General features: G+C 34.6%; 10 protein-coding genes and 1 pseudogene. 5 read left to right on the plus strand and 6 right to left on the minus strand.

Annotated elements, in window-relative coordinates:
• Positions 1-26: 26 nt before the first annotated feature.
• A pseudogene (locus BkAM31D_RS06710) lies at positions 27-2,948 on the plus strand (Tn3 family transposase); the annotation flags it as partial.
• 185 nt (positions 2,949-3,133) lie between these two features.
• Here BkAM31D_RS06710 and BkAM31D_RS06715 read toward each other — a convergent pair.
• The 3 genes from BkAM31D_RS06715 to BkAM31D_RS06725 form a co-directional block, all read right to left on the minus strand.
• On the minus strand, positions 3,134-4,273 hold the full coding sequence (locus BkAM31D_RS06715; RefSeq protein ID WP_066154501.1) for a zinc-dependent alcohol dehydrogenase: 1,140 nt from the start codon (positions 4,271-4,273) through the stop codon (positions 3,134-3,136).
• A gap of 317 nt (positions 4,274-4,590) precedes the next feature.
• Positions 4,591-5,913, minus strand: coding sequence for a DUF4179 domain-containing protein (locus tag BkAM31D_RS06720; protein ID WP_066154505.1), 1,323 nt, complete (start codon positions 5,911-5,913; stop codon positions 4,591-4,593).
• Complete coding sequence (locus BkAM31D_RS06725) at positions 5,906-6,430, minus strand: RNA polymerase sigma factor (protein ID WP_066154509.1); 525 nt, start codon at positions 6,428-6,430, stop codon at positions 5,906-5,908. The genes BkAM31D_RS06720 and BkAM31D_RS06725 overlap by 8 nt, the downstream gene beginning before the upstream one ends.
• Before the next feature lie 315 nt (positions 6,431-6,745).
• Here BkAM31D_RS06725 and BkAM31D_RS06730 point away from each other — a divergent pair, with 315 nt between their 5' ends.
• The 4 genes from BkAM31D_RS06730 to BkAM31D_RS06745 all read left to right on the plus strand — a co-directional run bounded on the left by BkAM31D_RS06730 (position 6,746) and on the right by BkAM31D_RS06745 (position 11,325).
• Complete coding sequence (locus tag BkAM31D_RS06730; RefSeq protein ID WP_066154512.1) at positions 6,746-7,297, plus strand: recombinase family protein; 552 nt, start codon at positions 6,746-6,748, stop codon at positions 7,295-7,297.
• Between the two features lie 31 nt (positions 7,298-7,328).
• On the plus strand, positions 7,329-10,277 hold the full coding sequence (locus tag BkAM31D_RS06735) for a Tn3 family transposase (protein WP_066154515.1): 2,949 nt from the start codon (positions 7,329-7,331) through the stop codon (positions 10,275-10,277).
• A 177-nt stretch (positions 10,278-10,454) separates the two neighbouring features.
• Positions 10,455-10,646 (plus strand): TetR family transcriptional regulator, encoded by a 192-nt coding sequence (locus tag BkAM31D_RS24065; protein WP_218017031.1) that lies wholly within the window; start codon positions 10,455-10,457, stop codon positions 10,644-10,646.
• 247 nt (positions 10,647-10,893) lie between these two features.
• A complete protein-coding gene (locus tag BkAM31D_RS06745; protein WP_085449749.1) occupies positions 10,894-11,325 on the plus strand; it encodes a cell wall hydrolase in 432 nt (143 codons plus the stop codon).
• Positions 11,326-11,567: 242 nt separating this feature from the next.
• On the opposite strand, the gene BkAM31D_RS06750 is transcribed toward BkAM31D_RS06745, so the two are convergent.
• The 3 genes from BkAM31D_RS06750 to BkAM31D_RS06760 are packed head-to-tail and all read right to left on the minus strand — an operon-like array spanning position 11,568 to position 13,311.
• Positions 11,568-12,704, minus strand: a complete 1,137-nt coding sequence (locus BkAM31D_RS06750; protein WP_066161124.1) for a zinc-dependent alcohol dehydrogenase — start codon at positions 12,702-12,704, stop codon at positions 11,568-11,570.
• Between the two features lie 25 nt (positions 12,705-12,729).
• Complete coding sequence (locus BkAM31D_RS06755; protein WP_066161127.1) at positions 12,730-13,089, minus strand: spore coat protein; 360 nt, start codon at positions 13,087-13,089, stop codon at positions 12,730-12,732.
• A gap of 15 nt (positions 13,090-13,104) precedes the next feature.
• Entirely contained in the window at positions 13,105-13,311 is a 207-nt protein-coding gene (locus tag BkAM31D_RS06760) for a spore coat protein (protein WP_066161129.1), read from the minus strand.
• Positions 13,312-13,478 lie beyond the last annotated feature (167 nt).

A 13,478-nucleotide genomic window follows, 5' to 3' on the forward strand; every position in this document is an offset into this window, starting at 1 on the left:
TGGAGTTGGTAATTTGTCATCTATGAGAACGTACGGCTTATCCAAGATTTAAAAAACGTCCTACTTCAAAAGAACTTCGTGATGTTTACTCCCCTACACCTGAAGAAAACCAATTTGCGCATAAAGTTGCTAGAGGACCTGTTTCAGTTCTAAGTCTATTAGTTATGTTAAAGTCTTTCCAACGACTTGGTTACTTTCCTCCACCGAAAGATATTCCTGTAGAGATCATGATTCATATTCGGACCTGTTTGAATCTCTCTGCTAGTGTTGAACCGAATTACAATAGTAAATCAATTTACCGACATCAAAAAGCAATTAGAGATTACCTCAATGTACGTCCTTATGGAAAAGAAGCCTTACATATTGCAACTACTTCAATTTATAAGGCTACACAGGTAATGGACAATCCAGCCGATCTTATCAACGTATCCATTGAAATATTAATAAAAGAAAGGTGTGAATTACCTGCTTTTAGTACATTAGATCGATTGGCTCGTCGTATAAGAACATTAGTGAATCACCAGTTATTTAATTCAGTATTTTCAAAATTGACTCCTTAAATTGAGCGAAAATTAGATCAATTACTAGTTACTAAAAATGATAATCGGACTTCTGAATATAACTTATTAAAAGAAATTCCAAAAAGCGCAACACTTTCGCATATGAAAGAAATACAAAATAGGTTACTTCTGTTAACTGATTTTATAGAAGAAATTGATAGCTTACTAGAGGATATTCCAAATTTAAAAATTAAACACTTCGCTTTAGAAGCAAAAGCGCTTGATGCATCAGAATTAAAAGACTTTAATTTAGCTAAAAGATATATGCTGCTACTTTGTATGATTTATCGCTCAAAAATTTCAGCTATAGATAGTTTGGTAGAGATGTTTCTCAAAAGAGTCAGAACTATACATAACAAAGGCAAAGAGGAGCTAGAACTTCTTCGAGAAAAACATAGATCAAAAACTGAAAATCTTATATCTGTTTTGGCGGAAGTCTTAAATGCCACAAGTATAAATGAGAACGATACCTTGACTGGTCAGAAAATAAGGGAGTTATTAGGGAGAAGAGGTGGTATCGACGCATTAAAAGAAGATTGTGAATCAATTTCATCATATAATGGCAATAACTACCTTCCTCTTTAAAGCCACAGGAAAACTCTTTTTAGATTGATTAGTATGATTGAAATTAATTCAACCACACAGGATCAATCACTTTTAGAAGCTTTACAATTTTTACGTGATAATGAGAACCGAAAAATTGTAAAGCTACAAATAGATTTGGATCTTTCATTTGCTAGTGAACAGTGGAAAAAAACGATTTATGTACCTAAAGAAAATAACTTAATCCATCGTAAACACCTTGAAATCTGTATTTTTTCCTATCTTGCAAGCGATTTAAAAACGGGAGACCTTTGTGTAAAAGGATCAGAGAATTTTGCTGATTACCGTGAACAGCTCCTTTCTTGGGATGAGTGTAAACCTATGGTAGATGAATACTGTAAGGAACTTGGCTTTTCTTCAAATTCAGGGGATTTTGTTCAACAATTAAAGCTCTGGCTAGGAGATACTGCACAAAAAGTAGATTTAAACTACCCTGATAACGGCCAGGTAATCATTAATGAAAATGGAGAACCAACGTTGAGAAAAATAATGAGAAAAGAACAACCTCAGACAAGTAAGGCGTTAGAGGTAGTTATTTCTCAACGGTTACCTGAACGAAATGTCTTAGATATTCTTTGTAATGTAGAACATTGGACAAATTGGACACGGCATTTTGGACCATTATCTGGTTCAGATCCTAAGCTTGAAAATGCAATGGAACGTTATATCATTACTTCTTTTGGATACGGATGTAATTTAGGACCAACACAGACTTCTAAGCACATGAAAAAAGCAGTAACCCCACACATGATTTCATTTGTAAATCGGCGACATATTAATGCATCTAAAATAGACGAAGCTATTCGTAATATTTTAAATCAATACAATCAATTTAGTTTGCCTAGACTATGGGGTGATGGAAAAACGGCTGCTGCAGATGGAACAAAATTTGATCTCTACGAAGAAAACTTAATCTCTGAATACCACATTCGATACGGAGGTTATGGGGGGATTGCATATCATCATGTTTCAGATACTTATATTGCACTCTTTAGTCACTTCATTCCATGTGGAGTTTGGGAAGCAGTTTATATTATTGATGGTTTGCTGAAAAATAAATCAGACATTCAGCCCGATACGTTACATGCTGATACGCAAGGTCAATCAACGCCTGTTTTTGCACTTGCACATTTATTGGGGATTAATTTAATGCCTCGTATTCGAAATTGGAAGGATTTAAAATTTTACAGGGCTGATAAGGACACAAAATATCACCACATTGATCAGTTGTTTAGTGATACCGTTGACTGGGACCTAATTGAAACACACTGGCAAGATCTGCTCCAAGTGGTTCTTTCTATAAAAGCTGGTAAAATATTACCCTCTACACTACTTAGAAAACTAAGTAACTATAGTAGAAAAAACCGATTATATCAAGCTTTTAGGGAATTAGGAAGGATTGTAAGAACTGTATTTTTGCTTAAATATATTTCTGATATAAAACTAAGAGAGCAAATTGGTGCTAGTACAAACAAAGTCGAAGCATATAACGGCTTTTCCAAATGGCTATTTTTTGGTGGCGATGGGATCATTTCAGAAAATGATCCAGAAGAACAAGAAAAGCGAATTAAATATAATGATTTAGTTGCCAACGCAGTAATATTCCAAAATGTATGTGATATAACACTTATTTTGTGGGAACTTTCTAAAGAAGGCTATGTATTTTCAAAAGAAGATATTGTCATGCTTAGCCCTTATCTGACTAGGCATATAAAACGTTTCGGAGACTATATGATCGATTTAGAAAATATTCCACAACCAATCGAGGAAGATATTCCTGTATAGTATATAAGAAAGTAAAGAGCAAGAAAGGGTTATAAATGGTAAACAATACCATACTATGACCCTTTTTTACATGTATCTCGGTCGTACCCCAATATAGCATTATTTTGTAAGTACACACTTTACTTTTACATAGTGATAAAAAGTATACTATTGGTTATAATACAATCTGGAAGTGTATAGTAAGATTAGGGTTGAAGAATGACTTTGACACACTCATCTTCGTGATCATTAAAGATTTGATAGGCTTCGCTCGCCTGGTCTAGACGCATTTTATGAGAGACGATTTCTGTTGGGTCCAACTCTCCCGACGTAATCATTTTAAAGAGCATTGGCATGTAATGTATGACAGGTGCTTGGCCCATTTTTATTTGTACATTTCTTTCAAATATATTCCCTAAAGGGAACTGGTTATATTTGGACCCGTAGACCCCAGTCAGCTGCAACGTTCCAAATTTTCTCACAGCATTCATACCGATTTTGATCGGGCTAATTGTTCCACCAATAAGCTTCATCTTTTGTTCGGCAGCTTCGAGGGGTGTTTTTTTACCATCCATCCCTACGCAGTCAATGACTGCGTCTACACCGCCATTTGTGATTTCTTTAATATGGGAACCCATATCATCAAATTCATCAAAATTATAAATTTCAACATTGTTCATTTTTTTGGCACGTTCAAGCCTATATGGAAGATTATCGACCGCAATGACTCTTTTTGCGCCTTTCATCCATGCAAACTTTTGCGCCATTAACCCAACCGGTCCACAGCCGAGTACGGCAACTGTATCCCCTTTTTTTACCCCTGCACTTTCAATGCTCCAATAAGCAGTTGGTAGTACATCAGACATAAACAGTAATGCTTCATCTTCAAGTTCAACAGATTCAGGAATTACAAAAGGCATAAAATTCCCATAAGGAACACGCAAATATTCAGCTTGTCCACCTGGATGATTACCGTAACGCTCCGTAAATCCAAAATATCCGCCTGTATCAATTTCTGGATTTGGATTAGAATTATCGCATTGGCTCTCCAAATCATGCTGACAATAGAAACAGCTGCCACACGAAATATTAAACGGTATGACAACTCTGTCCCCTTTCTTCACTTTTGTTACCTCTGGCCCTACTTCTTCTACAATACCCATAGGCTCGTGGCCAACTACGTAATCTTTTTCAGCTGGCAGGGCACCTTGATAAATATGTAAGTCAGATCCGCATATCGCTGTTGATGTAATGCGCACGACAATATCGTCTTTTTGTTGAAGCTTCGCATCTGGAACTTCTTTCACTTGCATATCCTTGGAACCTTGAAAAGTAACTGCTTTCACAAGTAAAACCTCCTACTATAAATTGATATAACTTGTATATAATATACCCATTGAAGAAATTTATATGTTTTTTTATTTATTTTTAGTTCTATTTGACTAAATAGGGCGTTTGCTTCAGTTCGACTCCCGCTTTGACATTAAAAATGAGATGGAAAAGGGGTACAGCCAACATTTCGGAAATTTTGTACGCTAAGCCTTTAAAAAGCCGATTTCCATTAATTGAAGGAATCGACTTTTTATTTTGTCTTACTCTACTAAATGCATTCATTAAGGACCAAGTTACTATACATATACCTTTTCTTACTTTCCATTAATCATTAAAAATCTATTTTTGTACCGTCAATATTAATTGATTCAATTTTTGAAATATCTAAAGGCAAAGAAGATAAGAATTTTGCTTTAACCTTTTTGTTCTCACTAAAACTGGTCATAGAATCCAATGTTTGAACACTACCATCATTCATTTTTGCACTTACTACGATTTTATTTGAATTATTAAAATCACCGTTTCCATATAAAGTTATTCCCAATGGTGAAACGGTAATTCTATTCGCCCTCCACGTCCCAAAGTTCTTACTAAAGTCCATTTTTTTTTCTTTATCTACAGATTGTATTTTAAACGTAGTATTCCAATTACCTTTTGTATGATTGCCATTGGATACAAAGTCCCCCATTAAATTTAGCCTATTTATGTCTAAATTATCAATGTCAAAGATGTATTCTATATATTCGTTTCCGTAATTTGTATTACCTAATTTATCTACCCCGAAATAAATGTTGGAAGCGTGTATTTTATTTCCTGAAGTATCAATTAAATATAAATCTCCATGACTATCTATATCATCCCCTGTCCATTTAGTTTGGATGTGAAGGCGATTATTAATAAAACCTAAATTTGATATATGCATAAAATTTATTTTTTGAAGGTAGAGCTCAGTTTCATCTGGCTTTAAAACTTGGACTGTTCCCTGTTCCTTTAAATCTCCAAAAGTTTTTCCTCCACCACCTGAGATATTATTCATATCCAATGGTATTGTTTTGGGAATATTGTCTTTTATCTTCATAAGATCGGCATCAACCTTGATTTCTTCAAATTTGTGTTTATGACTTAGGAAAGAACTGATATGAAAGTTTATTTTTTTATTGTTAAGGGCCTTTCCTCCATTGGCTTGAATTCGTAAGGTAGCAGTATTAGTGGTTTCATCGTAATCTACAATTTGACTATTAAACATATGACCTTCAGTCAATGAGTAATCATAAAGATCAAGAGTTTTATCTATTCTATTACCTGTCAAATCTTGCATTGTAACATAAATGACTGCCATTTCATCATCATTCATTGCAGCGACCACTTCCATTTTAATACCATCATCTTCACTACTAGTTTCAATAGGTTGGAGAAATAAAGCAGTTTGGGGACTAACAATAGATAATAAATTATTAAAACTTGGAATAGTAGCTGCCCCTACCCCAACTGAAAATACAAGAAATAAAGATGCTACCAATGGAATTGTAACTGTTTTTTTGAATCTTCTTTTTGGCTGTTCCGATTTCGCCCTTTTTACCCCTAGTTTCGCCCTCATGTGTAATTCTTTTGGAATTTCAATCCTTTCTAATTCTTGTTTTACTTTATTATTCACAAATATCAGCCCCCTTAGCTTGTTTTCGAAGTTTATCTAACGCACGATATAATATTGATTTTGATGTCCCTAATGGAATATTTAACAACTCAGCTATTTCTTTAAATGAATACCCCTCATAAAATTTTAAAATAACGATACTTTTTTCATTTTCATTTAACTCATCTAATAATTGATGAAGTGATAATGAAAGGGGGATATCTTCAACATCTGAACTAATAATCTCTTCATATTCTGGTTTTAGTTGAACCACCTTTTTGTTTTTTCTTAAACAATCAATAGCACAACTAATGGTGATTTTGATTAACCATGTTTTAAAATACTCTGGTTTTTTTAATGTATCTATTTTTTTAAATGAACGATATGCTACTTCTTGAACGATATCTAATGTATCATCTTTGTTTTTGACATATACATAAGCCATTCGATAAATATCTTGTTCATATTTTTGGAAAAGCTTTAAAAAGGCTTTATCGTCACCCTTTTGGGCTTTTTTTACTAATCTAATAATCGAAATTCATCCTCTCTACTTTTTTCCCTTATACCTATTAGACAAAGTAGTTTAGTATTTGGCTTAAATTAAATGAAATTTTTATAAAAAAAATGAGGGATATCCCCTGTTTCATAATATCATTCCTCTTGAACTATCTTCATAAATACTGTTCCACAAACGACCGTTTATGGTACTGATAAATATTTTAAAAAAAACAACCTATTTCTATTAATCTATAGAACCAAAACTCATTCCCAAAATCAAAGTAACATTTTTAATATCTAATGCCTTTTTTGGTGCTAATATAGGGTTATAAATTACTTTTGCAGGTGATGAATGATGATATTTGGTTATGCACGAGTAAGTACGGAGGAGCAAAACTTGGATATGCAAGTTGATGCCCTTACAAAATTTGGAGTAGAAAAAATTTATAAAGAGAAATTGACCGGAACTAGAAAAGATAGACCCCAACTAGAAGAACTCCTTAAAGTCTTACGCAGTGGCGACAAAATTGTTGTATATAAACTGGATCGTATTTCACGTTCTACAAAACATCTAATTGAACTTAGTGAATCATTCAATGATATGGGCGTAGATTTTGTCTCTATTAATGACAGTATTGATACTTCAACTGCAATGGGGAAGTTTTTCTTTCGTACAATGGCAAATATTGCAGAGTTAGAACGAGATATTATTAGCGAAAGGACAAAGTCAGGGCTTCAAGCAGCAAGATCCAGAGGAAGGAAAGGTGGCAGACCATCGAAGAAAAAGGACAAAGTTGAAATGGCAATAAAAATGTATAAAAGTAAGGATTATACAATCAACGAAATTACAGAAGCAACAGGAATCAGTAAAACCTCACTGTACAGATACTTAGACAAATTAAATTAGTCTCAAAATTAATTATAAGGATTGATATAACTTGAGTGTGAAAGAACTACTGACACAAGAACAGCGCAAGGAAATTTTAAACCTTAATAATTTATCAGAATTTGAAGTTACTTCTTATTACAGTCTATCTGACTATGATATTGATGTTATAAACCGTCATAGAAGAGATCATAATCGCTTAGGGTTCGCACTCCAATTATGCATTCTTAGAAACCCCGGTTGTTCTTTAATAAATATGTTAGAAATACCCGAAAACCTTATTAAATATGTCGCAAATCAAATTAATGTAGATCCAGAGGTTTACTCTTCATATGCTCAACGTGATACAACTAGACGTGAACATTTAGAAGAAATACGTCAAGTTTATGGATATAGAAACTTTAATAACAGTGATTATCGTACGATTTCTAATGTTCTTTTAAAATCCGCATTGGAAAATGGAAATTCGATGTATCTAGTACGCACAGCAATTGATTTATTAAGAAAGGAAAAAATAATCCTTCCTGCCATACCAACAATCGAAAGGATGGTTTGGCTGGCAAGAACGCGTGCAGAGAAAAAAATATATGCCATACTAACAAGTAATCTTTCCGAAAGACATAAGCGTGAACTAGAAAAGTTAATCGATTTAACGGTAAACAATAATAAAACCCAATTAGCTTGGCTTCGAGAAATTCCCGGACAGTCGTCACCAGATTCTTTTTTAAAGGTCATAAAAAGATTAAAGTACATTAAAGAAATGAATATTGCAGCCAATACGGCATTAATACACCCCAATAGACTTTTACAATTGGCACGAATTGGGGCAAGATATGAACCCCATTCTTTTAGAAGATTTAACGAAGATAAAAGATATGCATTATTAGTCTCTCACTTAATCACTCTTTCCCAAGACTTAACTGACCATGCCATTGAAATTCATGATAGACAAATGATGGTGTTACAAGCGAAAGGCAGAAAAACTCAAGAAGAGATGCAAAAACAAAATGGAAAGTCAGTAAATGAAAAAGTTGTGCATTACGCAGATATAGGAACGGCTTTAATTAAAGCCAAAGAGGAAGGGATCGATCCCTATGTGGCACTAGAGCAAGTAATGCCGTGGGATAAAATTGTAGAATCGATTGAGGAAGCTAAATTATTATCAAGACCAATGGATTATGATTACCTTGATTTAATAAAAACTCGATATAACTATTTAAGGAAATATACTCCAAATCTGTTGGATTCTTTAGTGTTCAAATCTACTAAATCAGCAGAGCCTTTATTGAAAGCATTAGATACCATACGTGAATTAAATGATTCTGGAAAAAGGAAAATCCCTGATGGCTCACCTTTGAGTTTTGTTCCTAAACGTTGGCAAAAACATGTTTTTGATGATGAGGGTAATATTAACCGTCAATATTATGAAATGGCTGCCTTAACAGAACTCAAAAACTATATCCGTTCTGGTGATGTTTGGGTTGAAGGTAGTCGATTACATAAGTATTTTGAAGAATATTTAGTATCAAAAGATGATTGGGGAAAAGCAAAGAATAAAGGGACTAATATAGCTGTTAATGTAAGTTTTGAACAGTATATACAGGAAAGATGTGAAACTTTAAATACTAAACTTCAATGGATTTCCAAAAATATTGATAAAGTTGAAAGTATCAACATTGAAAAACAAAAGATACATATTGAGAGACTTCAAGCTGATACTCCTGAAGAAGCTAGAAATTTCAGCTTATCGCTTTATAATATGCTTCCTAGAGTTAAACTTACTGATTTATTAATGGAGGTAGCTGAATGGACTGGATTTGAAGAATCATTTGTTCACGCTTCTTCAAATCAACCGCCTAAAGGTGAGGAAAAGTCTATTGTGATGGCTTCATTAATGGCGATGGGGACAAATATTGGATTAACTAAAATGGCAGAAGCAACTCCTGATATTTCATATCGCCAGATGGCCAATGTTATGCAATGGAGATTACATGAAGATGCGATGACTCGCGCTCAAGCTACACTTGTAAATTATCAGCACCGTTTATCTTTAGCTACATATTGGGGAGATGGGACAACATCTTCTTCAGATGGTATGCGTGTCCCTGTTGGAGTATCATCATTACACGCAGATGCAAATCCGCATTATGGAACTGGGAAAGGTACGACCATTTATCGTTTTACAAGTGATCAGTTTTCTTCCTTTTATGCAAAAGTTATTAATACAAATGCAAGGGATGCCGTACATGTGATAGATGGATTATTACATCATGAATCTGATCTTTCAATTGAAGAGCATTACACTGATACGGCTGGTTACACGGATCAAGTTTTCGGATTAAGCCATTTGTTAGGGTTCCGTTTCGCACCAAGACTAAGAGATATAAGTGACGCAAAATTATATACTATTTCTTCCCCTACTGATTTTCCAAACATTAAAGGCATACTTCGGGGTAAAATTAACACAAACGTTATTAAAGAAAATTTTGATGATGTACTAAGGTTGGCACATTCGATTCGAGAAGGAAGAGTTTCTGGATCATTAATCATGGGGAAATTAGGTTCATATGCAAGACAAAATAAAATAGCTACAGCTCTTCGAGAGATTGGGAGAATTGAAAAGACAATCTTTAGTCTTGACTATATAACAAATGAAACGTTAAGAAGAAGGATACATCGTGGGCTAAATAAAGGAGAAGCCATGAATGGATTGGCTAGAGCTTTATTTTTTGGTAAACGTGGTGAATTTAGAGAGCGTGGCATACAAGATCAACTACAGAGAGCCAGTGCATTAAATATATTGATCAATGCAATTAGCGTATGGAATACTGTGTATTTAAGTGAAGTAACAAAGGAGTTTAAGAAAAATAATGTTCTAAGAGAAGAATTGCTTCCGCATATTTCACCTTTAGGATGGGAACATATTAATTTTCTTGGAGAATATAAATTTGATTCAAATAGATTACCAGCTAATTCGCTAAGGCCCTTAAATAAAAACTAATCCATAACATAAGCCAAATCCCTTAGCGTACAGGTATTTGGCTTTTTTCGTGTCGAATTTTGCTTACCGTACAAAATTTCCGAAATGTTGGCTGTACCCCGACTATGGCTAAATTCACTGAATTAGAGAAAGAAAGTATTAGAAAGGAATTACTAGAAGTAGCATATCGTTTTTTCATTGAAAAGGGTTTTAAGAGTTACTTCTCTTGAGAATATTACTTCATCAGTCGGCATTGCAAAGAGTACTTTTTATGTATTTTTCAAATCGAAAGAAATGCTGTATATGGAATTGTTAGCAAATGAAGGAGAGCAAATTGAAATGCAGGTTGGCCCAAGGTTATGGCTACTGAGGATATATGTTCAGCTATAAAAATATACCTAAATATGATGGCTTCGGAACTGGAAACGAAGATTTTAACTTAAAGGCTGGTTTACGACCTTGAAGAGTACAAACTTGTATCTAGAAAGCTAGTACATTTTTCAACTACAAGCAAGATAAATTAGGTTATCAACATCATATTAAATTTCCCACTTGAAACAATCCGAAATGTTTAAGTATTAAAATTATATTTCGACATATAATTTTATAAATTTCTCAAATCAAGGAGGAAATTTATTTGGCCGTCATAAAAACTAATGCAAATGACCGGAAATTGCTCGCAAGATTAATTAGAGCAGAAGCTGAAGGTGAAGGTGAATTAGGCATGTTGCTTGTAGCAAATGTTTGTGTTAACAGGGTTCGAGTAGGTTGTTTGGATTTTGTTGACATTAATTCAATTGAAAGAATGGTTTGGCAATCTCCAGGAGGATTTGAAGCTGTTCATTTTCCTTATTTTTATCAGCGGGCAAGAGAAAAGGAAATTCGATTAGCTGAGAGAGCTATCAACGGAGAGAGACATAGGCCAGCTGAATTTGCTTTATGGTTTTTTCGGCCAGAAGGTCCGTGTCCAGAACAATGGTGGGGCCAATGGAATTCCGGGCGTTATAAGGAGCATTGTTTTTATATCCCAATTGAATCTGATTGTCCCGATGTATATGGTGTTTATTAAAATTGAAAAATTGTAGCGAAGTTCAAATAAAGAAGGGGAGTATAGACGAGGTATTCACCATCGTCTTTTTACTCCCTTAATTATTGAATTTATTTTTATAATAAAGAAAATCAACCCTTTGTTTAGTGTTCATTAACAGTGTAGTTAATATTGCTGTATAAACACTTGTTAAGAGTATTGCGAATATTCCTAATGAATTGTTTTTTCGGGTCATGACGGAACCTCTCTTTTACATAATACTTTTATGGTTTTAAGACAACTTTAATACAATTATCCATTTTCGTGTCAAAAATCTCATACCCATGCTTCGCCTGATCTAGAGGCAAAATATGTGTAACAACATCCCCGGGGTCTACTTTCCCGGATGCAATTAAGTCATGTAAATATGGCATATAGTGAATTACAGGTGCTTGACCTGTTCTAATATTTACATTGCGTTGGAAAATATCTCCTAATGGAAAACCGTTATACCTAGATGAGTAAACACCTGTGATTTGAATGTTTCCACCTTTTCGTACAGCTTGACTCGCCATGACCAGTCCACTCATTGCACCACCGTGCAGCTTTAACCCTGAGGCTAAAAATTCAATGTCGGTCATCTTTCCACTCATTCCAACACAATCGATGACTACATCTGCTCCACCATTAGTTAAATCGTGTAAATAGGAACCGACGTTTTCGTAATCCTCAAAATTGACCACTTCAACATTATTCGTACGCTTAGCGTGTTCTAAACGATAGCCTACGTAATCAACGGCAATAACTCGCTTTGCCCCTTTTAACCAAGCAAACTTTTGGGCCAAAAGTCCAACTGGTCCGCAGCCGAGAATGATTACGGTGTCTCCTTCTTTCATCCCGGAATTATCAACACTCCAATATGCCGTTGAACCAGCATCAGCAAGTAACACTAATTTCTCATCTTCTACTTCACTATCCTCAGGAATCTTAAATGGGGTAAAATTTCCATATGGTACACGCATATATTCTGCTTGTCCCCCAGGATAACCCCCTGTTGTTCCTGAATAGCCAAAATAAGCTCCCATCTCACCATTATCGTTAGCAGTGTCACATTGGCTTTCTAGCTCATGCTCACAGAACCAGCATTTACCGCAGCTTACATTAAACGGGATAATAACACGGTCACCTTTCTTTAGCTTTGTAACTTCAGGACCGACTTCTTCCACAATCCCCATTGGCTCATGTCCAATAATATAATCTTCTTGTAAATTCGGTATCATTCCATGTATTAAGTGCAAATCAGATCCACAAATGGCTGTATGCGTTAATTTGACGATTATATCATCAGGTTTTTGGATACTTGGTGCCTTTACATCTTTAACGATAATATTTTTAACACCTTGAAAGGTAACTGCTTTCATGAATAATCCTCCAATATTTTCATAATCACTGTGGCGGGGTAGGGAATAATCCTTTACGATTTGTATTACCTGGGAAGAGATTAAGACCGGCAATATCCACTGCTGTTTGGGCGGCCTGAAGGTCCAATTTCTTTTGTTCAGATATGTTATAAGGATGGAACCACTTTTTCTTCATCATCAGTTTCGATACTTCTTCGTGGTAATCAATCGCTAATTCCATTTGATTACGTAATGTCAATCTAAGCTCTGGGCTCGCAGCTTCCGTCAAGGCAATAGCATAATTTCTAACTGCTTCTTTTGCTGTTAATAATAAATCAAGCGCGATTCCTGAATCCGCTTGCTCGGGCATCCCAACCGAGTTAATTGGATCTAAATAATCATTCACTTTCTATCACCTCACTTAATGAGTTTTTGCCAGTTGATAAAGGGCTTGGAGTTCTTGTATATCTTTTATTGATTGTTGAACGTTTTTTTCCATCATCGCTTTGAGATCTTGATCAAATACGATCCCTTGCATCATTTTAGATTTAAGTAAGCCAACGGTTTTAAAATTTAATAGCTCGTGTGTCTCCATTGTTTCGTGGTATGCAAGATTTCCTGGTTGCATGATTTCACCTCCTGTCTTGACAAAGTATATTTTATCTCTAAATGTTTGGGAGTATCCGGATAAAGTTATATGGAAATTTCCTGTCACCATATGTCGACCTAAATTTTTGAATAATAAAAATAAAAATACGTAACATAATCGAGCATAAACCTTTTAACATTAGGAGT

This window comes from Halalkalibacter krulwichiae, assembly GCF_002109385.1.
Classification (GTDB): domain Bacteria; phylum Bacillota; class Bacilli; order Bacillales; family Bacillaceae_D; genus Halalkalibacter; species Halalkalibacter krulwichiae.